This window comes from Rahnella sp. Larv3_ips, from assembly GCF_003697865.1.
GTDB lineage: Bacteria > Pseudomonadota > Gammaproteobacteria > Enterobacterales > Enterobacteriaceae > Rahnella > Rahnella rivi.
This window is the reverse complement of the sequence record NZ_MJIB01000005.1, coordinates 242,394-265,679: the sequence shown is the minus strand read 5'-3', so window position 1 is coordinate 265,679 and position 23,286 is coordinate 242,394. Positions and strand designations below refer to the sequence as shown.

Annotated in this window: 24 protein-coding genes; 9 read left to right on the top strand and 15 right to left on the bottom strand. The window is 55.4% G+C overall.

The window, feature by feature from the left end; translation table 11 throughout:
• From ED901_RS25370 to ED901_RS09935, 5 genes are all read right to left on the bottom strand, one after another.
• On the bottom strand, positions 1 to 332 hold a 332-nt coding region (locus ED901_RS25370), incomplete at its 3' end, for a DUF1365 family protein (RefSeq protein ID WP_240993918.1).
• Positions 329 to 1,684 (bottom strand): NAD(P)/FAD-dependent oxidoreductase, encoded by a 1,356-nt coding sequence (locus ED901_RS09950; protein WP_122095804.1) that lies wholly within the window; start codon positions 1,682 to 1,684, stop codon positions 329 to 331. The genes ED901_RS09950 and ED901_RS25370, both read right to left, overlap by 4 nt.
• 1 nt (position 1,685) lies before the next feature.
• Complete coding sequence (locus ED901_RS09945) at positions 1,686 to 2,402, bottom strand: SDR family NAD(P)-dependent oxidoreductase (RefSeq protein WP_122095803.1); 717 nt, start codon at positions 2,400 to 2,402, stop codon at positions 1,686 to 1,688.
• A complete protein-coding gene (locus tag ED901_RS09940) occupies positions 2,402 to 2,854 on the bottom strand; it encodes a nuclear transport factor 2 family protein (RefSeq protein WP_122095802.1) in 453 nt (150 codons plus the stop codon). Before ED901_RS09940 ends, ED901_RS09945 begins: the two co-directional genes overlap by 1 nt.
• Positions 2,854 to 3,690: a MerR family transcriptional regulator gene (locus tag ED901_RS09935; protein ID WP_056778397.1), complete on the bottom strand. Its 837-nt coding sequence runs from the start codon at positions 3,688 to 3,690 to the stop codon at positions 2,854 to 2,856. The genes ED901_RS09940 and ED901_RS09935 overlap by 1 nt, the downstream gene beginning before the upstream one ends.
• 177 nt (positions 3,691 to 3,867) lie before the next feature.
• On the opposite strand from ED901_RS09935, the gene ED901_RS09930 reads away from it, so the two are divergent.
• The gene (locus ED901_RS09930) at positions 3,868 to 4,437 is read left to right on the top strand and encodes an XRE family transcriptional regulator (RefSeq protein WP_122095801.1); all 570 of its coding nucleotides are present in this window, start codon (positions 3,868 to 3,870) and stop codon (positions 4,435 to 4,437) included.
• 27 nt (positions 4,438 to 4,464) lie between these two features.
• Positions 4,465 to 5,001, top strand: a complete 537-nt coding sequence (locus tag ED901_RS09925) for a GNAT family N-acetyltransferase (RefSeq protein WP_056778403.1) — start codon at positions 4,465 to 4,467, stop codon at positions 4,999 to 5,001.
• Between the two features lie 263 nt (positions 5,002 to 5,264).
• Here ED901_RS09925 and ED901_RS09920 read toward each other — a convergent pair whose 3' ends face one another.
• Together ED901_RS09920 and ED901_RS09915 are read right to left on the bottom strand one after the other, a co-directional pair.
• Positions 5,265 to 5,522: a hypothetical protein gene (locus ED901_RS09920; protein ID WP_122095800.1), complete on the bottom strand. Its 258-nt coding sequence runs from the start codon at positions 5,520 to 5,522 to the stop codon at positions 5,265 to 5,267.
• A 244-nt stretch (positions 5,523 to 5,766) separates the two neighbouring features.
• A complete protein-coding gene (locus ED901_RS09915; protein WP_122095799.1) occupies positions 5,767 to 7,752 on the bottom strand; it encodes a DUF4034 domain-containing protein in 1,986 nt (661 codons plus the stop codon).
• 846 nt (positions 7,753 to 8,598) lie between these two features.
• Here ED901_RS09915 and ompC point away from each other — a divergent pair.
• Positions 8,599 to 9,726 carry a porin OmpC gene (ompC, locus tag ED901_RS09910; protein ID WP_056778409.1) on the top strand — a complete coding sequence of 376 codons (1,128 nt, stop codon included), beginning with the start codon at positions 8,599 to 8,601 and terminating at the stop codon, positions 9,724 to 9,726.
• A 106-nt stretch (positions 9,727 to 9,832) separates the two neighbouring features.
• Here ompC and ED901_RS09905 read toward each other — a convergent pair whose 3' ends face one another.
• Positions 9,833 to 10,408 (bottom strand): TetR/AcrR family transcriptional regulator, encoded by a 576-nt coding sequence (locus tag ED901_RS09905; protein ID WP_122095798.1) that lies wholly within the window; start codon positions 10,406 to 10,408, stop codon positions 9,833 to 9,835.
• A gap of 110 nt (positions 10,409 to 10,518) precedes the next feature.
• On the opposite strand from ED901_RS09905, the gene ED901_RS09900 reads away from it, so the two are divergent.
• Positions 10,519 to 10,986 carry a nuclear transport factor 2 family protein gene (locus ED901_RS09900; RefSeq protein ID WP_122095797.1) on the top strand — a complete coding sequence of 156 codons (468 nt, stop codon included), beginning with the start codon at positions 10,519 to 10,521 and terminating at the stop codon, positions 10,984 to 10,986.
• 5 nt (positions 10,987 to 10,991) lie between these two features.
• Here the strand turns inward: ED901_RS09900 and ED901_RS09895 are convergent, their stop codons facing one another.
• The 3 genes from ED901_RS09895 to ED901_RS09885 all read right to left on the bottom strand — a co-directional run bounded on the left by ED901_RS09895 (position 10,992) and on the right by ED901_RS09885 (position 14,129).
• A complete protein-coding gene (locus tag ED901_RS09895) occupies positions 10,992 to 11,378 on the bottom strand; it encodes a helix-turn-helix domain-containing protein (protein WP_056778417.1) in 387 nt (128 codons plus the stop codon).
• A gap of 515 nt (positions 11,379 to 11,893) precedes the next feature.
• Positions 11,894 to 13,666, bottom strand: a complete 1,773-nt coding sequence (locus ED901_RS09890) for a penicillin-binding transpeptidase domain-containing protein (protein WP_122095796.1) — start codon at positions 13,664 to 13,666, stop codon at positions 11,894 to 11,896.
• A 220-nt stretch (positions 13,667 to 13,886) separates the two neighbouring features.
• Complete coding sequence (locus tag ED901_RS09885; RefSeq protein WP_056778422.1) at positions 13,887 to 14,129, bottom strand: DinI family protein; 243 nt, start codon at positions 14,127 to 14,129, stop codon at positions 13,887 to 13,889.
• Positions 14,130 to 14,324: 195 nt separating this feature from the next.
• On the opposite strand from ED901_RS09885, the gene ED901_RS09880 reads away from it, so the two are divergent.
• Genes ED901_RS09880 through ED901_RS09865 form a run of 4 tightly spaced genes read left to right on the top strand, consistent with a single transcriptional unit; the run spans position 14,325 to position 17,868 of the window.
• Entirely contained in the window at positions 14,325 to 14,702 is a 378-nt protein-coding gene (locus ED901_RS09880; RefSeq protein WP_056778426.1) for a hypothetical protein, read from the top strand.
• A gap of 55 nt (positions 14,703 to 14,757) precedes the next feature.
• A complete protein-coding gene (locus ED901_RS09875) occupies positions 14,758 to 16,797 on the top strand; it encodes a protein-disulfide reductase DsbD (protein WP_122095795.1) in 2,040 nt (679 codons plus the stop codon).
• On the top strand, positions 16,797 to 17,381 hold the full coding sequence (locus ED901_RS09870; RefSeq protein ID WP_122095794.1) for a DsbA family protein: 585 nt from the start codon (positions 16,797 to 16,799) through the stop codon (positions 17,379 to 17,381). Before ED901_RS09875 ends, ED901_RS09870 begins: the two co-directional genes overlap by 1 nt.
• Positions 17,368 to 17,868: a protein disulfide oxidoreductase gene (locus ED901_RS09865; protein ID WP_122095793.1), complete on the top strand. Its 501-nt coding sequence runs from the start codon at positions 17,368 to 17,370 to the stop codon at positions 17,866 to 17,868. The genes ED901_RS09870 and ED901_RS09865 overlap by 14 nt, the downstream gene beginning before the upstream one ends.
• 75 nt (positions 17,869 to 17,943) lie before the next feature.
• Here the strand turns inward: ED901_RS09865 and yejM are convergent, their stop codons facing one another.
• Both yejM and ED901_RS09855 read right to left on the bottom strand, forming a co-directional pair.
• Positions 17,944 to 19,725 carry an LPS biosynthesis-modulating metalloenzyme YejM gene (yejM, locus tag ED901_RS09860; RefSeq protein ID WP_056778439.1) on the bottom strand — a complete coding sequence of 594 codons (1,782 nt, stop codon included), beginning with the start codon at positions 19,723 to 19,725 and terminating at the stop codon, positions 17,944 to 17,946.
• 24 nt (positions 19,726 to 19,749) lie between these two features.
• Positions 19,750 to 19,977 carry a YejL family protein gene (locus tag ED901_RS09855; RefSeq protein ID WP_056778441.1) on the bottom strand — a complete coding sequence of 76 codons (228 nt, stop codon included), beginning with the start codon at positions 19,975 to 19,977 and terminating at the stop codon, positions 19,750 to 19,752.
• Between the two features lie 221 nt (positions 19,978 to 20,198).
• On the opposite strand from ED901_RS09855, the gene yejK reads away from it, so the two are divergent.
• Entirely contained in the window at positions 20,199 to 21,200 is a 1,002-nt protein-coding gene (gene yejK / locus ED901_RS09850) for a nucleoid-associated protein YejK (RefSeq protein ID WP_056778446.1), read from the top strand.
• A gap of 125 nt (positions 21,201 to 21,325) precedes the next feature.
• On the opposite strand, the gene rplY is transcribed toward yejK, so the two are convergent.
• Together rplY and ED901_RS09840 are read right to left on the bottom strand one after the other, a co-directional pair.
• Entirely contained in the window at positions 21,326 to 21,616 is a 291-nt protein-coding gene (gene rplY, locus ED901_RS09845) for a 50S ribosomal protein L25 (protein WP_056778449.1), read from the bottom strand.
• A gap of 160 nt (positions 21,617 to 21,776) precedes the next feature.
• Positions 21,777 to 23,286 (bottom strand): DEAD/DEAH box helicase (locus ED901_RS09840; protein WP_240993908.1); only part of this gene is annotated, 1,510 nt, incomplete at its 5' end.

Sequence of the window (23,286 nt, the reverse complement as noted above, 5' to 3'; positions counted from 1 at the left end):
CCCGCCTTATCATACAGGTAGTAGAAATTGACCGGATTGAAATAGCAGCCGAAATAGCACAGCTGGCACAGCAACATCACCCGGCCATCCGGGCGTTCTCCGGTCAGTTCGGCAATCCGGTCCTGCGCTTTGGTTTTGATGTCGCCGCCGCCGAGATAATCTTTGCGGCGAAAGCTCGCCGCTGAAAACCGCTCAAGGCGGATGCCCACGGCGGGGAGTTGATCCAGCTCGTCAAGGTCGATCAGCGGCATGAAAATGTCGTAGTCGAAGCGGTGATCGACCGGCGTAAACCGGCGATGGCGCACCGTGCCGACGTACAGCGTGCTGTTCATGACGCGGCCTGCTCAGAGGTACGTTGTTCTGCTTCACGGCTGAGTTGCAAATCCAGTTGCGCGACCACGTCGCGGGCGCTGTTGACCCCGTCTTCATGAAATCCGTTGTACCAGTACGCGCCGCAAAACCAGGTGCGGTGCTGTCCGTTAATGCGAAAACGCTGTTGCTGCGCGTGGTGACTTTCCAGATTCAGCACCGGGTGCATGTAGGTGGTGCGGAAAAGCACCTTGCTTTCATCAATCGGCGTCAGCGGATTGAGCGAGACACAGAACGTGTGTGGCGCATCCAGACCCTGCAAGATATTCATGTTGTAGGTCACGCTGGCGCGGCGGGTGTGCGCCGGGCTGGTATCGCGCATATCGGCACGGGTGGAGGATTTCAGCGAATTAGGTAACTGATAATTCCAGCTCGCCCACGCGCGCTTTTCACGCGGCAACAGATGGGTGTCGGTGTGCAAAATCACGTCGTTGGCCTGGTACGGCAGCGAACCGAGTATGGCGCGTTCATCCGCCGTGGCGCTGTCACCTAAAATCGCCAGCGCCTGATCGGAATGGCAGGCAAAAATCACCTGATCATAGGTTTCTTCGCCGCGTGCGGAGTGCAGCGTCACATCGTAAGTGCTGCGGGTGATGGCAGTCACCGGCGTATGGGTTCTGAGGGTCACGCTGCGCGGTAATTTTTCGTGCATCCGGCGGATATATTCCCGCGAGCCGCCCGGCACCACCATCCACTGCGGGCGGTTAGCCACGTCCAGCAGGCCGTGATTGTCGAAAAAGCGCAGGAACATCGACAGCGGAAAATTCGCCATGTCGTTCAGGGAAGAGGACCAGATCGCCGCGCCCATGGGCAGCACGTAGTGCAGGGCGAAAAACGGGGTAAAGCCGTTCTGATCCAGCAAGTCAGCCAGCGTATCTTCATCGTTATGCGCATTGAGCAGACGCGCCTTGCACAGTTTATTAAAGCGCAGAATTTCAAGGATAAACCGCCAGAACTGTGGCTTAAACAGGTTACGCCGTTGGGCAAAAAGGCTGTTCAGCGAGTGGCCGTTATACTCCAGCCCGCTCACCGGGTTACGCACCGAAAAACTCATTTCGGTGGTCTGGCCTTCAATGCCCAGCTCTTTCAGCAGAGCAATGAAATGAGGATAGGTGCGGGTGTTGTAGACAATAAAACCGGTGTCGATGGCGTACTCTTTGCCGTCGCACACCACGTCCTGCGTGGCGGTGTGCCCGCCCAGCGTCGCCGCGGATTCATACACAGTAATTTCACAGTCAGGCTGACGCTGCGCCAGTAACCACGCACAGCTGAGGCCGGAAATACCGCTGCCGACGATCGCCACTTTTGTTGTCATCTTATCTCACCATTTTTCGGCTTAACCATTTTTGCACGCCCACCGGCAGCAATGCGGCCGCCTTCAGTAAATGGGCAAAAAGTGGCGGGAAGGCAATTTCACTGGCTCCGTGCGCCAGCTTTTTACGGATGTGCGCCGACGCCTGACTGACGGTGACCATCATCGGCATCGGAAAGTCATTGCGTGAGGTCAGCGGCGTATCGACAAAGCCCGGCTGGATCAGCGAAATGTGGATATTGCGCGACATCAGATCGACCGACAGCGAACGGGCGAGATACGCCAGCGCCGCTTTGGAGGCGCCATAGGCTTCGGCGCGGGGGAACGGCAGCAAGGAGGCGGTTGAACCGACCAGCGCCACGCGGCTGCCGGGCGCTAAACCGGGCAGCAGGGCATCGAGGCAGTTCACCGGCCCCATAAAATTAGTGTTGATGACCCGTGCGACTTTTTCGGCTTCCACCACGCCGTTATCCAGGTATTCACAGGTACCGGCGCAGAGGATCACCAGATCGGCCTGCACGCCCTGAAGTGCCTGACGCGTTTGTGCCAGATCGGTGATATCAAAACTCAGCGGGACGATAAGCGGGCTGTGCCCGGCAACGGCGTCGAGTTTGCCGCCATCGCGGCCGCAGGCCGTGACTTCCCAGCCTTCATCAGCGTAATCCTGCGCCAGTTGCTGACCGATACCCGAACTGGCACCGGTGATCAGTACGCGGCGCATTATTTCAACCTGGCTTTGATGGCGCGAACGGCACCGCCGAGCATCGGGACGTGCTCGTAAATCATGGCACCGAGATCGTAATAATCGCGCTGATAAATGATGCGGTTTTCGGCAAGGCGTAAATGGCTTGCACCGTTAAGAGACATCGCCTGACCTTTTTTCAGTGAAGGGTGGGAATACTCCATGCGCCAGAACAGCGACGCCTCTTCGCCCTGAATCAGCGGTGGCTGAATATCAAAGCGGCAGTAATTCACTTTTTTGAGCAGTTGTGCGAAGTATCGCTCCAGAGCATCTACGCCGTCGTAATGGGAGACCGGATCGATAAACACCACGTGCGGGTGATAAATGCGCGAAAGCTGGGGCAGCAGGCTCATGTCCAGATGACGGTAGAATTCACACAGTCGCGTCAGGACATCGGCTGAAAGAGGGGGTTCAGGAAAATGTTTAATCATTATTTTTCCTTAAATTTGTGTATCGGAACAACCGTCTCATCATCGGCAACTGCGCAGATTTCAGCCTCTTCGTGACTTCCTGTCTCAGCCGCCAGCAGCACCGATGCGCTGCCAAGCAGGTAAATCGTCAGCCCCTGATCGACCCACTGCGCCATGCGTAAACGCTGAATTTGCGTCAGTTTTCCTTCCGCCCACAGGTAGACTTCATCGCACAGCACGTTTTCCAGATGCGGGTCTTCGAGATGACCGGGCAGAACCTCCACCTGCATCCCTTCTTCACACCGCACGATGGCTTCGAGCCACAATTCGGTGGTATCGATTGCGCCCCAGCCCAGCAGCGCAGCCCGCACCCCAGGCCGTTTACGGGCGGCATTCATGCACATCACCGCATGTTCGATCACCAGGCCATCGAACAGACTGCGCAGGGTGCGCAGGCGGTGATCACCGGGATTGAGCCGGGCGCGCAGCGGGCGAAATACATTGTTCACCAGTGCCGCAGCGGGATATTCGCGCCCGAGTTCGGTTATCACCTGACGCACTTTCTGGCTCTGGCCTCTTTGCAGGGCCGTCAGCAAACGGTGCTCGGATTCCGACCAGTCGCCTGACACCGCCTCAACTTTACCTTCCAGCAGGGATTTCACCTGACCGACCGGGATACCCCGTTCAATCCAGCCTAAAATGGTGCGGATGGTGTCGAGATCTTCATCATTAAACAGCCGATGGCCGCCTTCGGTACGCTGCGGTTTGAGCAGGCCATAACGGCGCTGCCATGCGCGAAGCGTGACCGGGTTGATACCACAAATGCGAGCAACCTCGCCGATGCTGTAAAGTGACATGTGTTGGCCCAAATATTCATAAAACTAATGTTAACTCTAGCGTCTCGTCGCAAAGTTGTACAACTTTATTATTTTTGTACAACTTACCTAATACTAACGGATTACATTATATTAACTTGCCTGTTTCCCTGATAAGAGATAATTTCCCTGTTTTGAGAAATCAGGCGGGGTAATGAAATGGAGAACGGGCAGGAAAGTCACGATCTGCGTCTGGCAGAACGGCTGGCGGAATTACGCATCGCACAGGGCTGGTCGCTGGAGTCTCTGGCCCAGCGCACGGGGATCAGCCGGGCAACGCTTTCAAGGGTGGAGCGCGCAGAAACCAGCCCGACGGCGTCTGTGCTGGGTAAACTGAGTGCGGCCTACGGGCTGACCACCTCGCGGCTGCTGATGGCGCTGGAAGATAATCCGCCAGAACTTATCCGCGCCGCACAGCAACCGGTCTGGCATGACCGCGAAACCGGCTTTGAGCGCCGTTCTGTGTCTGCACCGGCGCCGGGATTTCGCGCCGAGCTGATTGCCGGGCATCTTAAAGCCGGTGCCACTATTGTCTACGATTCGCCGCCGGTTGCGGGTCTTGAGCAGCACATCTGGATGCTGGAAGGGCTGCTTGATTTCACACTGGATACGCGCAGTTACCGGCTCGAACCGGGCGACTGTCTGCGTTTTCATCTTCATGGTTCCTCCTCTTTTTATGTTCCGGGCCCGGCCGATGCGCGTTATGCCATCGTTATCACCCGTCCTTAAACTCTGTCAGAAATAAGGCTTAACTCTATGCAAAGTGTCAGTGAAGTAGTGATCAGTGAAGTGCAGGGCGGTGCATTAACGGTGGACGATCTGGAGGCGTTAGCCGATACGCTGATGCAATCCGTCGCGCTGGGGGCGAGTATCGGTTTTGTACTGCCGTTTGGGTTTGTGCAGGCGCAGGCATTTTGGCAAAAGTTGTTACCCGCTTTCGAGCTTGGGGAGCGGCGTCTGCTGGTGGCGCGGCTTGACGGGATCATTGTCGGAACGGTGCAGCTGGTGGTTGATCAGCCTGCCAACGGCGCACATCGGGGCGATATCGTCAAACTGATGGTGCATCCCGACGGACGTCGCCGGGGCATTGCCCGCCAGCTGATGGCCTGGGCAGAAGCGCTGGCGCGGGTGGAAGGAAAAACGCTGCTGGTGCTCGATACCGTTACCGGCAGCCCGGCGCAGACCTTATATGAAGATCTCGGTTTTGAGCTGAGCGGCACAATTCCTCATTACGCGATGTCTACCACGGGGATTCTGGAATCCACGAGTGTGATGTATAAGGTGTTGGTTTGATCAAGTTCAAGTTCAAGTTCAAGTTCAAGGTCGTGGGCGTCGGCCCACACCGACTTGGGGGTGGCTTATCGCCGCCACCCCCAAGACCCCCAGGCTCTTTCACTGCGCGCTGCCGCTCGCTGGCTATGTTTCAGCACCCTCCGCTATTGCCGCAAAATCCCGCTGCTGCGCAGTCCCCTCCCGTCGGGTTCCAACCCGCGCAAACACACGCGCGGTTTTCCACCACTCCTCCGGCGCGATTTTTGAGCGCGGCTGGGGGGTTTTTAGGTCGCAACCTCACCCTTTTTGATTCTTTGAAAATCAAAAAGGGTCGGGGTGGGTTTTATCTTTAAAAATAGTGGGATGGCGCGCTTAAAAATCTGGCCGACCGGGGGTTCGAGACGCAGGGCTCGAATCCCGCGGGGAGGGAACCGCGCAGCGGCAAGATTTTGCGCCACACTCAGGAGTATCAGATCATGTCCATCGCCCCAGCGGCAGCGCTGGTTTAAAAAAAGCGAGGAGAGTGCAGAGAGGAAAAGCATTTTCCTCTCTGCTCGGTTTCGGCGCGAAAAGCCAGGCGAGCACTGCTATCGAGAAACCGAAATGTTCACGGTTTAACGCAATGTTGAGCGCCACCGCGTGTTTAAAAAGCGAGGAGAGTGCAGAGAGGAAAAGCACTTTCCTCTCTGCTCGGTTTCGGCGCGAAAAGCCAGGTGAGCACTGCTATTGAGAAACCGAAATGTTCACGATCCTTTCAAAAGGCCAAGGCGCAGCCGGAAACCAACTTTACTCCGGCAACCGCCCCCTGAACCCCTGTGTCGGATCATTACCTTCAACTTTCCGCTTATCCTGCCACAGGTTCATCCGCGATCTGAGTGAGCCGTTAAGCTCATCATGCACCTGCTTGGCCGCTTCAGATTCAGGATTCAGCTCCAGTACAAACTCCATAAATTTACCGGCGATGTAACGATTTTTCTTAACGCCGGTGCCGGTCAGCCACGCCATGCCGAGGGTATAGGCCGCTTCGGCGCGATCGGGATGGTCTGCGTTGTGCAAAATCTCCGGCAACCACTGCTCGGCCGCCTGACGTTTTTGTGCGTCCGAACCGTTATCAAGGGCACAACTCGCGCGCCAGTAGGCGGCAGATAAATGCCCCGCATCCATCGCACGCTGATACCACTGCATTGCCTGCTCGTAATCGGGTTCACCACCGAGGCCTTCGCGCAGGGCGTTTGCGCAGGTGAACATCGCCGGAACCATGCCGGAACGTGCTGCGCTCAGCACACAATCCATGGCGTTGCTGTCGTTGTGATACTGCGCGGGGACGTCCTGATGCCAGGTGTTGCGATAGAAAAAATACAGCTCATAACAGTGGATGGAGCTGCCGTGACGCGCCATTTCGGTCATCAGGAAATGCGCCGCATCCAGATCGTCATTGATCGCCATATCGTGTGCCAGCGTCACCAGATCTTTTGCGAAGCGATCGTCGCCGGATTGCTGCATCAGCGACCAGGCGTGATCCATCAGCCCTGCGCACAGTTCCGGTTTTGCCGGTAAGCCGTATAAACCGTATCCGAGCCCGGCGGCGGCAAAGGCCACCAACGTCGGGTGAGTCGCCTGGCTGAGGGCGCGGGTCAGCAACGCCGTCAACACCGGCATGCCTTCTTCGTGGCCGTTCGCCAGCACCGCACGGGAAATAAACATCGTGGCGAAATCTCCCGGCATGGCCTGCGGGCTGACGGCAAACAGTTCCTGATAGACGGCTAAACCTGCCTGATCGTCATCCTGCCAGTAGGCCACGCAGATTCCGGCCAGATCCAGCAGGCGGATACGCGTGGCCGGATCAAGAGACTGCGCCAGGAGTCCGGTCAGACGCTGTTGTAACTCAAGGGCGCGGGGCGAATCGCGGTCGGCGATATCCCCGGAGAGCGCATCGCACAGGGCGTTGGCGCGAAACTGATTACGTTCTTCTTCGCTGAATTCCGCACACAGCGGGCTGTCGATAATTAACATCTGCTGTTCATCGCTGCCGCCCCAGAAGGCGGAATGGAAAAGCAGATAAGACTCCATGGTGCCGACGTCGGCATGACGCACGGACATCGCCATGCGCAGCCAGTGATCCACCGGTTCTTCATCCGGTTTGCGGGTGTCCTGCAACGCTACGGGTAATGTCTGCGGCCACTGTGTCGCCGGTTCGAATCCGAGCGCATGAATATGGGCGACGCCGGCCTGCCAGATTTCACTGCCCTGAATCGAAAACTTCTCATGCAAGGGCAGCGGAACTTCACCGGCAAACAGAGATTTTAGCCAGTAGGGTTCACCGAATCCGCCGCTGAGATTCATCATATGGCGGAAGGCGTGCGTCGGGCGCTGATGCAATTCTGTCGCACGTAAAAAAGCCAGCACGGCGTAATCACAGCACAGCTGAGCACCAAGCCACTGGTGATCTTCCACTTCCTCACCGGCCGCTGTCTGACGAATCAGCCAGGCGTTTTCATGCCAGACCATGCCGAGCAAGACGTGGGCGTGGTAACTCTGCGGACATTGCTGCGCCCAGTCGCTGAGAATTTCCAGCGCGTTAAGCGGCGGAGTCTCGCTGCCGGTAAATAAGGTTGCGGGATGCATCAGCAGCCCATACACGGAATCCCCTTCAGTCTGGTTCTGCCATCCACGCATCAGTGACAACAGCCACTCGTCGAGTTTCAGAAAACGGCGGGTTGCCAGCAGCATTCTGGCTTTGGATAGGGTGTCGGACTGATCCTGGTGCGGCATGAGTTTCCCTGAACGGTTGAGGAGCCTGAACTATCGTATAAAGAAGGTATTACGTGGCAACGCAGTCTAACGTTGTTATGCGCACAGGTCAGCGAGATTGCTCTGACTTTAGGTAGATCCCTTCATGCTTGCCGTGGCCAGGAGGCGGTGTCGCATCCCGCAGCGGAAATTATGCTGGCTATAGTAACGGATCCGCTCCTGAGTGACGAACAAACCCTGCACAATTTAACGCTGAATAAACCGGCATTATTCCCTGTCTATTTCGGTATTTAGATATCGGATATTAATTAAATGGTTGTCTGAAATAAGGAGAAAGGGTGAATTAATTATGGAGGAAGAATGTCAATATGTGTAATAACCACCCGCATTTAATATCACGCCACGCAACCATTAATCCGAAAGCAAAAAAAAACCGACCACAAAGGGCCGGCTGTTGTTTCCACAAAACGGGGAATGAGGGTAATTCAATAACAAATAATGATGATAGCGAGGAGAAGTATATATTATTGCTTGGCGTTTGCTTTATCACTTAGTGCGGTAATTGTTTGGATTAAGATATTGATTTAATTGAATTAAATGCTGATTTAGCTTTGCGTGCTTTAATTTAACAAAATTAAGCAGACGTAAATTGCCTCTTTTTTAATATTTTGTTACATTTATCAATAAATAAGAAATGTCTTAACTAACTTCGTATCATTTTCTTTCTGGCTTATTCGTCTTTATATCCAGAGAATGGGGTTGCCATGTCGGGCCAACAATTCTTAAAAAAGTTTTACCTCAGTAAAAAAGAAAAAACGATACTTTACATTCAGTGGCGCGGCTCGACACCTATCGAGGATAAATATAATGAAACTCCGTATTCTTTCGCTCATGATCCCTGCGTTATTGGTCGCAGGATCAGCCAGTGCGGCAGAAGTTTACAATAAAGATGGCAACAAACTGGACCTCTACGGTTTAGTTGACGGTTTACACTATTTTTCCAACAATGCGGGTTCTGACGGCGATCAGAGCTACATCCGTTTAGGCTTCAAAGGCGAAACGCAAATCACCGACCAGCTGACCGGCTACGGTCAGTGGGAATATCAGGTTCAGGCTAATCAGGCAGAAAGCTCTGACGATGGCGATCGCGCATTTACCCGTTACGGGTTTGCGGGTCTGAAATTTGGTGATATGGGGTCATTTGATTACGGTCGTAACAACGGCGTGCTGTATGACGTCGCCGCCTGGACCGACATGCAGCCTGAGTTTGATGGTTCCACCTACGGCGCGGATCAGTTCCTGTTCCAGCGTACTAACGGCGTCGCGACCTACCGTAACGATAACTTCTTCGGCATGGTGGATGGCCTGCACTTTGCCCTGCAATATCAGGGTAAAAACGACAGCGGCGGCGGTGAGCCGGGTACCCGTGATGTGCTGACGCAGAACGGTGACGGTTACGGCATGTCTCTGAGCTACGATATTGGCGCAGGCGTCAGCGTGGCGGGTGCCTTCTTTAACTCCGACCGTACTGACGAGCAGAATTCCGCACCGGGCATTATGGGCGAAGGTAAAAAAGCGGAAGGTTACACCGGGGGTCTGAAATATGACGCCAACAATGTGTATCTGGCGGCGATGTTCACTCAGGCTTATAACGCTTCCCGCTTCGGTTCTACTGATTCAGAAGCTTACGGTTATGCCAACCAGTCTCAGGCGTTCGAAGCCTACGCCAGCTACCAGTTCGACTTTGGTCTGCGTCCGTTCGTGGCGTATAACCAAACGCGCGGTAAAGATTTAGGCACAGACCGTCTGGGCAACAACTATCAGGATCAGGATCTGGTGAAATTTGTCGATCTGGGCGCGAGCTACTACTTCAACAAAAATATGTCGGCCTACGTTGATTACAAAATTAACCTGATCGACAGCAGCACCTTCACCGATAACGCCGGTATCAATACCGATGACGTGACGGCGGTGGGTCTGGTGTATCAGTTCTAAGCGTGCCTTTCTCAGACACAGAATGACGCTCAGGATGATAAAAAAGCAGTGAAAGCGTGAGAAAAGCGCGGCCCTTACCGGCCGCGTTTTTTTTATGGGCGCTGAACTACCGGGGCTGCCCGGTAAAAGCCACCAGCGTGGCTTTGAGCATGGAAAGCACCTGCGGGATGTTGCGGTTGATTTGAGCGGTCACAATGGCGCCGTCGGTTATCATCGCAATGGTCTGCGCGCTGAATGCACGCTCCGCGCTTTCAGGAAGACAGGCCGCGATGGCATCGGCCATCTGCTTTTTATGGCTGGCCGCGACGTCGAGCACCTGCGGCAGCGGTTCCGAAAATTCCAGGGCGCTGTTGATAAACGCACAACCGCGAAAATCCTCGGACTCAAACCATTCGGCCAGCGTTGCCGTCAGCGCCAGCGGAAAATCGCCTGCACACGCGTCCGTTTCCTGCGCCAGTTTTGCCTCAAACCACGTCATCCAGCGTTCATGCCGGTAATCGAGAAATGCGCTGACCAGCAGATTCTTACTGGCAAAATGACGATAGAACGTCACCTTGGTCACCCCGGCTTGCCTGATGATGAGGTCAATCCCCGTGGCGCGGATCCCTTCGCGGTAAAACAACTCATGGGCGGTCAGTAAGATCCGGTCACGGGCGGGCAGGGCAGAACGATCGACAGACATTGAAAAAACCTCCGGAAGTGAATGCATCGATTGTAGACAACTCTGTCTACATGCGCTAGGCTTTTGTGTAGACAGAGTTGTCTACATCCATTTTCCCTCATGAGGTGCTTATGTTAACTAAACCGCCGTTGCCCCCCTTCAGCCGCGAAAGCGCAATCGAAAAAATCCGTCTGGCAGAAGATGCCTGGAACAGCCGTGACCCGCTGCGGGTCAGTCAGGTTTACTCGGCGGATACCCGCTGGCGAAATCGCAGCGAATTCGTGAACGGGCAGGATGCCGTGGTGGCTTTCTTACAACGTAAATGGGCCAAAGAGCTGGAATACCGGCTGATCAAAGAGTTATGGGCGTTTGACGGTGCGCGGATTGCGGTGCGTTTTGTGTATGAATGGAAAGATGATTCAGGTAACTGGTTCCGCAGTTTCGGTAATGAGAACTGGGCGTTCAACGAGCAGGGACACATGTTTGAACGTCACGCCTGTATCAATGATTTACCGATTCAGGAAAGTGAACGCAAATTCCACTGGCCGCTGGGGCGCAGGCCGGATACGCATCCGGGCCTGACGGAGATGGGTTTTTAACAGCCTCAGGCTGATTTCTGGTGGATCAGATGCAGCGGCGGAGAAACATCGAGTTTGATGTCGGGGTTTTGGCGGAATTCATGCGGCGTAATATTAAAACGCTTGCGGAACATGTAGGTGAAATGCGACTGCGAGCCGAATCCGAAATCCATAGCGATATCAAAAATCGGTGTTTCACTGCTGCTCAGCTGATAAACAGCGCTCGCCAGACGACGTTCCCTGATGTACTTCCCCAGAGAAATGCCTGTCGATTCCTTGAACAGTTTTTGCATGTGCCAGAGCGAATAGCCGGAGTACTCAGCCAGTTCTTCCAGATGGATCACACGGCCCAGATGGCCTTCGATCCATTTGCTGAGTGCGCTGACGATTGCGAGATGAATGTCTTGAGCCATAACCAGTCTGTATTGATGTCGAATAGGCCTATTATACACGACTTAGCGATGATGGCGTGGCAGGTCTTGCGGATGAGAAGGGTTCACAAAAATGGCCCGCAGATCAGAACTGCGCGTGCAGCCTGACGGGCCATGATTTACCGCAACAGCATCCAGTGAATTAATCTGGCAATGCCATCGTCCAGAAGTACGATCCCGACGAGAATAAGAACGATCAGAATAATAAAGTTCTTACGGGTTGGCATAGGGATACCTCAGTTACCAGGGGCCGCTGCCCTGCATATTCAGCGCAATAACACCCATACAGACCACTACAAATACCAGCAAAACGATAAATAGCCGCTTCATTCTTTTCTATCAGAGCCTGAGCTCTTCCTCCAGCGTGGGGCTAACCCGCAAATGACGTCACTTCTGTGCTGTAAACCTGTGTGTTTAACAGCATCAGTTTTACCAACAAATCACGCGCACGTTAACCCTATTTACCGCACAAATCCAGTGACAGCGCTGCTGTGGCGCTATCCCTCGGTGGCCGGACGTCTCACCAGATCGGTTTTCTGGCCGCCGTTAATGACAGTGGTCGGCGGCGTTTCAGGCACCAGCGCATCCGGGGCGATATTCATGTGATTGAGGACTTCGCCCATGATTTGCCCGAATATCGGGCCAGCCACTGAACCCCCGAAGTGTTTACCGGCCTGCGGATTGTTGACCATCACCACCAGCGCCACGCGCGGATTACTGGCCGGTGCGACACCGGCCGTGTAGTTGATGTAGCCGCCGTCATATTTGCCGCTGCTGCCCATTTTTTCTGCCGTACCGGTTTTGATCGCTAAACGATAACCGGGAACCGCGGCACTGAGGCCGGAGCCGCCGGGCAGGGCGTCGCTTTCCATCATATGAATGACGGTTCTCACCACGTCAGCAGACATGATCCGGGTACCCAGTACCGGAGGCGTCACTTTGGTGATCGACAGCGGGCGATAAATCCCTTCTGAGCCAATCGTGGCGTACTCGCGGGCGATTTGCAGCGGCGTCACGCGCAGGCCGTAACCGAACGAGAAGGTGGCACGCTCGATGTCTGCCCAGCGTTCACGGTGCGCCGGGAAATAACCGCTGCTTTCGCCGCCGATACCTAAATCTGTGGGTTTGCCCAGCCCGAACGACTGGTAGAGTTGCACCAGCACGTTGGCCGGCATTGCCAGAGCGATATGGGACACCGCGATGTCGCTGGATTTTTGTAAAATACCGGTGATGGTCAGGGCAGGCCAGTGGCCAACGTCTTTGATCAGGTGGCCGTTAACGGTGTAGGGGTGGGTATCGAGAACGGAATCAGGGCGGATCATCCGCCGTGCCAGACCGGCCATCACCACCAGCGGTTTCACAGTAGAACCTGGCTCGAAGCTGTCACTGATGGCGACGTTACGCATGTCTTTGACCGCGACACCGGCATAGTTATTCGGGTTGTAGGAGGGGAACGACGCCATCCCTAAAATTTCGCCGGTATTGACGTCCACCAGCACGGCGGCGCCAGATTCCGCCTGGTTAAGCAGAACGCCGGTGCGCAGACGCGAGTAAAGGACGTACTGCATAAAGCTGTCGATGCTCAGATTGATGGTCGGCGGCTGTTGCGGAGCGACCTCTTTGAGCACGCCAATGACGTTACCGTGGCGATCCTGACGGTATTCACGCATTCCCGGCTTGCCTTCCAGCAGCGCATTGAACCCTTTTTCGATGCCGTTCAGCCCTTCATTGTCGGTGCCGACCACCCCGACCAGGTTGGCCGCGGCTTCGCTCATCGGGTAGTAGCGGCTGTCATCGTGAATACTGCTGATGCCGCCGAGATGCAACTGACCGATATCTTCGGCAATGCCTTCTTCAATTTTGCGACCCAGGTAGACAAAGCGGCGCTGCGGATCGCTGTTGATGGTTTGCTGCAACTGCGAAAGCGGCATATTGAGCGCGGAGGCCAGATATTGCCATTTCGGGCTGTTCAAATCGCTGTGCAATTCGAGGATGCGGAACGGGTCGGCCACGATGTCTTTCGATGCGACGCTTAACGCCAGCGGGTGGCCGTTACGGTCGGAGATCGTGCCACGTACGGCAGGAATGACGTTGGAACGCAGCGAGCGGGAGTCGGCTTCTTTCTCGAGCATCGGCTGATTCAGCAGCTGTAAATATCCCACCCGGCCAAGCAGAAGTGCCATACAACAGACGATGCCCAGACAAATCAGCGCAAAGCGCTTGGCATAAAAGTGGGGTTGGGCGCTGGATTTTTTTGAGCTCGGTGGCATGGCGGTTTCGCAAAGTCATGAATGCATTTGAAGCGAAAAGCGAGGAGGCGGGGACAATAAAAACCGGATAATTCTCTCCAGTCTGTACCCAATATAAGGCGACTCATCGCTCTGATTGATAATGAATTTCGTATATCACCGACATCTTATATTAAGCCAAAGGCATGGATTGTTTATTTCAATTGCGCTTTGTAAGCAAGTGCAACGGCAAAGCCCGTTTTTATTCCACCGACAGCCATTCATCCGCTTCTTCGAACATTTCCTCTAACATTTGATTTAATTGTGAGCGTTCCTGCTTACTGGCCCCGTGAGTATTCAGGCCGTTCGCCTGCATGGGCTTCACTTTGACTTCCGCGTCAGGAAACATTCGGTGAACACGTTTCGCCAGCTCGGCTTCAATTTTTTCACTGGCGTTTGGGATGCCGGAGACATTCCGTTTGTCAAAAATCAGTTCAACCCGCATAACTTTCCTCGTGATTATTGTATGTGATTAACTGGCTAAATATACAGTAACTGACCGGTCTGCTCTAGCGATTTTTGACCCTGACGGTGGAATCAGATTCACCTTTTTCAGCGTAAATTCATGTAATTCGCCAACCATAACCCTTGTGAATGTTTTCCTGGCCGCTAGAATGGCGGCGAACTGTACGAGGGAAATGTGGATAAACAACGGCGTTCAGCACTGATTTTCTTTTGCCTGGCCTGTCTCGTCATACTGACTTGTATGACGCAGCGCATTGCCGGGCTGAACGCGTTATCGGCCATTTTGAATCAGCCTCTTGTGACGCAACCCGCGTCTTCTGCACTGGCTGAAAAGCCTGCCGGGGTGGAAACCCTCCCCACACCCTGCGAACTGAGCAGTAAATCACTGCTTTCTGTTCCGCCTCTCCTCCTGGAATTTGCGTTGCTGGCGCTGAGCCTGCTGCTGGCCTTTTTGTCACGCGGCACGATGGCGGCCATTCGCTTACGTCTCCCCGACGCCGTGCCGGTGCCCCGATTGCGGGTGCATCTGCGGCTGTGCGTTTTCCGGGAATAAAAATACACCTGCGTTGTTCAACGGAAGGTGACCTTTTTATTTTTGGAGAAAATCTATGCGAAGTTTATTCAGGGCGGCGTTTGGCTGCTTTCTGATGCTCTGGCTGCACGCCGGAACAGCAGCCGATTCCGGCTGGCTGCAAAGTCCGCAAAATACACATGCCAGGGTGCGTTTACAGGCGCAGCCTGCGGATGGCATGGCCGGAGAAACCCGGATGCTGCTGTCGGTCAGTCTGGAAAAAGGCTGGAAAACCTACTGGCGCTCGCCCGGTGAAGGGGGCATTGCGCCGTCCGTCAGCTGGGAAAGCGAAGCTGTCGCCGGTGCCGTGACCTGGTTCTGGCCGACGCCGTCGCGGTTTGATGTGGCGGGCATCACCACGCAGGGCTATCACGATAACGTCGATTTGCCGCTGATCATCAGCGCTCAGGTGCCTGAGAAACTCGTTGGTACACTGACGCTGCCAGTGTGCAGCAACGTCTGTATTCTGACTGATTTTCCCTTCAGCCTTGAGCCCGGCGCGGGCGCTGACCGTGAGGATTTTGCCCGCCAGTTTGCCATCGCGATGGGAAAAGTGCCTATTGCACAAGGGCTGACAGACCGCGCCTCGGCAGGTTATCGCACGGGCAGCCTGCTGATTTCTGCTCATCGCGGGCAGGGCTGGCAAAACCCCGAGCTGTTTATTGATACGCTCGACGGCAGTGCGTTTGGTAAGCCGGTAGTGAGGGTGGACGGGGCGCAGTTACAGGTCACGCTGCCGGTGACTGACGAGTGGGGCGATGTGGCCGGGGATCTGCGCGGCAAAAGCGTCAGCGTGGTGCTGGCAGACAGCGGCCTTGCCCAGCAGCTTAACCTGAACGTCGGGGCGCTGCCCGCGCCCGCAGGCCGCGGTGCGGTGCTGTGGCAGATCGCGCTGATGGCGCTGGCGGGCGGATTTATTCTCAATCTGATGCCGTGCGTGTTGCCGGTGCTGGGGATGAAACTCGGCACAATTTTGCAGGTGGAACACCGTGACCGGCAACGCGTCCGGGTGCAGTTTCTGGCCTCATCCGCCGGGATTATCACGTCGTTCCTCGCGCTGGCGCTACTGATGACGGTGCTGCGCGCCACGAATCAGACGCTGGGGTGGGGCATTCAGTTTCAGAACCCATGGTTTATCGGGCTGATGGTGACGGTCACCGCGCTGTTCACCGCCAATCTGCTGGGCCTGTTTGAGATCACGCTGCCTTCCCGCCTCACCACGCGGCTGGCGACGCAAAAACGCAGCGGTTTAGCCGGTCACTTTGCCGAAGGTGCCTTCGCCACCTTGCTGGCAACGCCGTGCTCTGCGCCTTTCCTTGGCACCGCCGTGGCTTTTGCGCTGGCGGCTTCGTTGCCGGTGTTGTGGGGGTTATTTCTGATGCTGGGAATGGGCATGAGCCTGCCGTGGCTGATGATCGCCCTCTGGCCGGGTCTGGCGTTGCGGCTTCCGCGCCCTGGCCGCTGGATGCTGCGTGTGCGGATGGCGCTCGGTGCGCTGATGCTCGCCGCCTGCCTGTGGCTGCTCAGCCTGTTGCAAAACCATCTGCCCGAACGCGGGGCAATGGTCATCGCCGGGGTTCTGCTGCTGATACTGGTGGTGGCCAGCGCACGTCGTTATGGCCTGCGCGCTGCGGCAATCGCCAGCGGTGCCGGGCTGGTGGCGGGTCTGGCGCTCTTCTTCAGCCTCTCCTGGACCACCGGTATCCACCCCCCGCGGGATGAAATTCGCTGGCAACCGCTGTCAGAGCAGGCGATTCGTGATGCGCTGGCAGAGAAAAAAGTGGTGTTTGTGGATGTTACCGCTGACTGGTGTGTGACCTGTAAAGCCAATAAATACAATGTCCTGCTGCGTGATGATGTGCAGCAGGCGCTGACGGACAAACAGGTCGTCGCCCTGCGCGGTGACTGGAGTTTGCCGTCGCCCGCCATCAATGAATTTTTGCAAAAGCGCGGCAGCGTCGCCGTACCCTTCAATCAAATTTATGGCCCGCAGCGGCCTGATGGCGAGATTCTGTCGCCGCTGCTGACCCGCGAAGCCGTGTTAAAGGGGCTGAAAAATGCCCAGGGAGCTGAATAATGAAAATGTTAATGCTGATACTGATGATGGTGATGTCTCCCGCGGTGCTGGCGATGACGCCGGAAGAGACGCTGTTCAACAATCCGGCCACGCCGCACTTTGGTGCCAAAAATCCCCGGCTGACGATCGTGTCATTTACCGATTACAACTGCCCGTACTGCAAACAGTTTGATCCGCTGCTCGCGCGGGTCGTGAAGGAAAATCCGCAAGTGGCGGTGGTGATCAAGTTGCTGCCTTTTCGCGGTGCCAGCTCGATCATTGCCGGTCGCGCGGCGATGACCGTCTGGGAGCAGCATCCCGACAAGTTTCTGGCTGTACATCAGCGCCTGATGTCCAAAAAAGGGCCGCATGACGAGGCCAGCGCCGTGGAGGCGGTGAAAAGTGTCGGACTGGCGCCGATCACCGTCACGCCAGCCAGTTATCTTGAGCTGAAAACCAACGTGGAAATCGCGGAAGTGCTGGGCATTCAGGGGACGCCAGCCACGATCATTGGCGATCAGCTGGTGGCGGGTGCCATCAGCTGGGAAGATCTGAATAAACTGGTGAAGGAGCAACTGGCGAAGGCACAAAATGACAAAACTTAAGCGCCGGTTACGCGAAGGGGCGGTGATGGCGCTGCTGATCATCGCCGTGACGTCCGGCATGGATTTCCTGCGGGCGCCGCAGGCTCCGGCGAATTTCGGCAATCAGGCCCTGCAAACTCTGGAGGGGCAACGCATCACGCTGCTCGAACAAAGCCAGCAGCGGCCGCTGCTGGTCTACTTCTGGGCGACGTGGTGCGGGATCTGCAAGATGACCACGCCGGGGGTGGCAACGCTGGCGCAAGAGGGCGGGAATGTGATCTCCGTGGCGCTGCGTTCGGGCGAGGCGGCAAAAATTCAGCAGTATCTGACCGCGAAACATTACGTCATGCCGGTGGTTAATGATCCGCGCGGCGAGATTTCTTCGCAGTGGGATGTGGGCGTAACGCCGACGTTTGTGATCATCAGCAAAGGCGAGGTGGTCAGCACCACCACCGGCTGGACCTCTTCATGGGGGCTGAAAGCCAGACTATGGTGGGCGGGGCTGTAAACCGCCCGCGCCACTGACAAACAAAAAGGCCTTCACTGACGCATCGGTGAAGGCCTTTTTCTCAACGCAGGCTAATCAGTTAGCCAGGAAGCGTTTCTCGTCTGTCAGTACCTGCAGCAGCAGGCTGAGTTCAGGTTTCTGATCTTTAATGTGTTTGCCGTTGGCGTCGAAGGCGCGGTAATCCCCGTCGCTTTCCAGTTCCAGCGTCTGGTCCGGCGTGGTGATGACCAGCGTGCCATCGTCACTGGTGGTCACCCAGTTGTGGCGACGTTTCGCAGCAAACAAATCTTCACCCTGCGAGTAATCCGCCGGCGATGTGGTGACGTGCAACAGGCGCTGCATCAGCGTGGTCATTACATCGGCATGTGCCGTCAGCTTATCGATATTCTGTGCCGGTGTGCCCGGCCAGTGAATGATCAGCGGCACCTGCAACTGCTGGCGGTTCATGGCATTGCCTGAACCCCAGGTACCGTTCTCATTGAATTCAATGCCGTGCGACGCGGTGATCACTACCACGGTTTTATCCAGCTCACCGCGATCTTTTAGCGATTGCAGGATAGCCGTGATTTGCTGATCGACGCTTTGTGCGCCGCGCTGGTAACGATGAATAAAGGTATTCCCCACCGGCACGCTGTCGCCGTTCTGGCGCAACGAAGCACTGATGCCGTTCAGATTTACGTAGGAGAACCACGGGCCATTGCCGCGCACGTTCAGCCATTGTTGCCACTGCGCCACCGTCTGTTGATCGGACTGTTTCACCGGCGCTGGCAGCGTAAAGTCGGTCAGTAATGCCTGACGGTACAGCGGATTATCAAAGCCGTCAGAGGCAAACAGGCCAAACTCGTAGCCCTGCTGTTCCAGCGAGGTCACCAGCGCAGAAGGTTTACGGGCAGCGAGAATGCCCTGCATGTAGGTCGGCGAGATGCCGTAGAACAGGCCGAACTGGCCGGTATCATCACGATTGCCGGAGCTGAAATGCTGCTCAAAACGGATGTTCTGTTTGGCAAAATCGTTCAGTGCAGGCATGTCCTTATCCAGCGTGGAAGTATGCACGCCGTCCAGCACCACCATCAGAAGATTGTATTTGGTGCCGGTATTGCGGAACGTGATGCTGTTGAGCGGGTATTCCACCGCCAGCGCTTCCGGATTTCCCTGCTCGATAAGGCGCCGCTGATACTCTTCGGCGTTCAGCAGACCATGTTTTTCGAGGAATTTGCGCGCGGTCATCGGGTAAGAGAGCGGCAGATTTGAACGCTGCATGGTGATCGGACGATAGAAATTGGCATCCGCCCAGATATACATCAGGTGCGAAGCAAAGAAGCTGACGATAAACAGCACGACGATGGGTTTGGCAAAATTGCGGCGGTTGAGGCTGCGCAGCTTTTGCCATGCCCAGGTACCGAACAGCATTTCGAGCAGGAAAATCACCGGCACGGCAATAAACATCAGCTGCCAGTCGCGCGCCATCTCGCCCCGTCCGGGGTTGACGACCAGTTCCCAAACCACGGGATTGATGTGCAGGTGGAAACGGGTAAAGACCTCGGTATCCACCAGCACCAGCGTAAGCCCGGCAGTCGCCAGTATCGCTGACAGGAAACGCAACAGCCTTTGCGACATCACCACGAAGGTCAGCGGGAAGATGATCAGCAGATAGGCGGCGAAACCGATAAAACTGAAGTGCCCAAGCCAGCTGACCAGCGCGTAAATGCGCCCTTGCAGGGAAGAAGGCCAGTCAGAAACAAACAGGTAGCGGCTGCCGATCCCAAGAATGAGCAGGATATTAAACAGGGCGAACCAGTGCCCCCAGCTGATCATCTGGGAAACTTTTTCGCGATAGCGCTGACTATTTGTCACCATGAGAGGTATTGGGCAAGTAATGGATTAATGGGCTTTATCTTCTCTTATCGACGCTTGCAAGGCATTAGCAAAAGACTGTGATAACGCTTTGCGCTGTGCAGGAGCGACGCTGGTATTAATCAGGTTAGTCACCATATTGCCCAGAACCATCAGAGAAAGATCGGTTGGGGCGCGGTGCTTTTCAAGAACGGTTGCCAGCTCGGAAAGGAGCTGTTCAACATGTTCGTCACTGTAACGGGATGATTGTGCCATAGAGTATTGTGCTTCTTGATCTGACAAAGTCCAATATCTTAGCTGATCACGGCATCAGTTTCCGCATTTTTATAACGGAGATAACGTTCCGGTATTGATCGCATCTATTAATCAGTGTTTCAGCGGCGGGAGTGGTTGCGGCTTTGGCGCTTCAGTGTTTGAATACGCCCCGCAGGCAAACCCCCCTTATACGGCTGCATTTCTAACAGGAGAAAGTCCCCATGAGTCTGGATATCGAGCAGATCGCTCTGCACCAGTTGAACAAACGCGATGAGCAAACGCTGGATGTTGTGCTGCGCGACACGCTTTTGACGCCAAATGCTGCCGTTGATGAAATGATGGCGGAATTGCACCGCGTCTACAGTGCAAAAAGCAAAGCGTACGGTCTGTTCAACGAAGACAGCGAGCTGGCCGTTGCACTGCGTGGCTGCCGCAAAGGGGACGATGATTTCCTGTCATTCAGCCGCGCCGCCACCGGCCGCCTGCGTGACGAGCTGGCTAAATATCCGTTCGCCGAAGGCGGCGTGGTGCTGTTTTGCCATTATCGCTTCCTGGCGGTGGATTATTTACTGGTCGCGGTGCTGAACAGCCGCAGCAGTATGCGCGTGAATGAGCAACTGGATGTGAGCAGTATTCATTATCTGGACATCAACCATGCGGACATCGTGGCGCGTGTCGATCTGACCGAATGGGAAACCAATCCTGAATCCACCCGTTATCTGACGTTCCTTAAAGGTCGGGTAGGGCGCAAAGTTTCTGACTTCTTCATGGATTTCCTCGGCGCGTCCGTGGGTCTGGACACCAAAGCGCAAAACCGTGGTTTGTTACAGGCGGTGGATGATTTCTGTACCGAAGCGCAGCTCGATAAAAATGAGCGTCAGAATTACCGTCAGCAGGTTTACACCTACTGTAATGAGCAGTTGCAGGCAGGCGAAGAAATCGCCCTGGATGATTTGTCCGAAGAGCTGCCGCCGTGGAATGACAAGAAATTCAAAGAGTTTACTCAGGAGCAGGGATACGCGCTGGAAGAGACGTTCCCGGCGGACCGCAGCACCTTGCGTCAGCTGACCAAATTCGCCGGCAGCGGCGGGGGTCTGAGCATTAATTTCGATGCCATGCTGATGGGCGAACGTATTTTCTGGGATCCGGCGACCGATACGCTGACCATTAAAGGTACGCCACCGAATCTGCGGGATCAGTTGCAGCGTAAAAGCGGGAAGTAATTCCCGATCCTCTCCCTGGTGAAAGGGGAGAAAAGCTGAACAGCGCCCAATAAAAAACACCGCCTGAGCGGTGTTTTTTATTTGTTCTCGCACGGCGTCCCGATGCGCAACAACTCAGTCAGCGATTAAACGCGAACGAAGTCGATGTGAGCCAGTTTTGGCTTGAACGGGTGGCGCTGAACAGCCTGAACTTTAACTTTGGTTTCTTTACCGTCGACAACCAGAGTAATAGCTTCAGAGTAGAACTCCGCTTTAACTTCCATGTTCTTAACAGAATCATGGTCCAGTTTGATTGAAACTGGAGCAGCTGAGCCACCGTAAATGATAGCTGGGAATTTGTTTTCTAAACGCAGGCGGCGGCTCGCACCTTTGCCCTGCTCTGCTTCCGGACGTACTTCAACATTGATAGTGAACATTGTATGTTTCTCTATTAGCACTACTTCTAAGATTTGCCCCGCCACCTGCGACCGAGTGACGAGTTGAGTATTACGGCTTCCACACAAGGCGAAAGCGGGCGGTATGATACCGGAGCAGGACGGTGGCAGCAATATAAATAGCCAGGATCCGCTTATTTACTCACCCGCGCAGTTCGTTGGCACGCCGGTATCGCCCCTCATAATCAAACATTTTCTCCCGCACCTGCCAGAACTGACCCTTCATGCGGGCCACCACGAAATCCGGGTGGCGCAGTAAAACCTGCAGCGCGATGATATCCGCCGCCGTCTGCCATTCCAGCGGCACACCCGGCGCGCGCTGGTGAGGGCGCAGGAAATTGTGCAAAAACGCCATGCGTTGAGCGGGCGTGCTGAGCCGGTAACGTTCGGAGACATCCGCGCCGTCTTCATCGTAATAGGTGATTTTCAGCCATTCGCCTTTATCGTCGCGCCCGTGTTCCAGATTCATGCCGCTGCAGCGCAGCACCAGCGCATCTTTCAGGCGCAGGGCGGCTTTCAGCATATCGTCCGGATCGACCAAAATTTCCTGGCACTGGTGGCAACGGCGCGCGGCGATATCATTTTCCGCGCCACAGTGCGGGCAACTTTTAAAGCGGAAACGGAAATCGCACTGCTCGCGGTTGCCCTCGTCATCTTCCAGCACGCCCTGACAGCGACGCCCAAAATGTTCGATGATCGTGCCGTCTTCGGTGGTTTTCCCCCAGAAGATATTGGCGAAGCCGCAGGCGGGGCAGAAGACCTGCACCGGTTTGTTATCGCCCGCCGGTTTATGGCTGCCGACTTCCGGCGTGAAAAGATCGTGCGGGTTTCCGGCGTAATCGAGGATCAGACAATCGGTTTTACCCGGCGCCAGACGCAGCCCTCGCCCGACGATTTGCTGATACAGGCTGACCGATTCCGTCGGACGCAAAATGGCGATCAAGTCTACGTGCGGGGCGTCAAAACCGGTGGTCAGCACCGAGACGTTCACCAGATAGCGTAACTGCTGCGCCTTAAATGCCGTGATCAGCCGGTCGCGTTCGACGGCGTGCGTTTGTGCGCTGATAAGCGCCGCTTCACCTTTCGGCAGCAGGCCAAAAATCTCACCCGCATGTTCCACCGTGGAAGCAAAAATCATCACGCCTTTGCGATCCTGCGAGAACTCTACGATCTGGCTGATGATGTGTGGCGTGATACGTTTTTGCTGGCGCAGCTCGTTGTTCAGATCCGCTTCGCTGAACAGCCCGTTGCTGTTGGCCTGCAACCGGCTGAAATCGTAACTCACCACCGGCATATCGAGCCGCTCAGGCGGCACCAGAAAGCCGTTTTTGATCATGTAACGTAAAGGCAGTTCATAAATGCAGTCGCGGAACAGGCTGTTGGCATCGCCGCGCACCATGCCCTGATGGTGGTACTGATAAATCCAGCCTTTGCCGAGACGGTAAGGCGTGGCCGTCAGCCCGAGCAGGCGCAGGCGCGGGTTTTGCGCTTTCAGGTGGGTAATGATTTGCTGATACTGACTGGTGTCATCGTCAGAAATGCGGTGGCATTCATCGACGATCAGCAGGGAAAACTCACCGCTGAATGCCGCCAGATTGGGGGCCACGGACTGCACGCTGCCGAACACCACTTTACCGCGGCTTTGTTTGAGG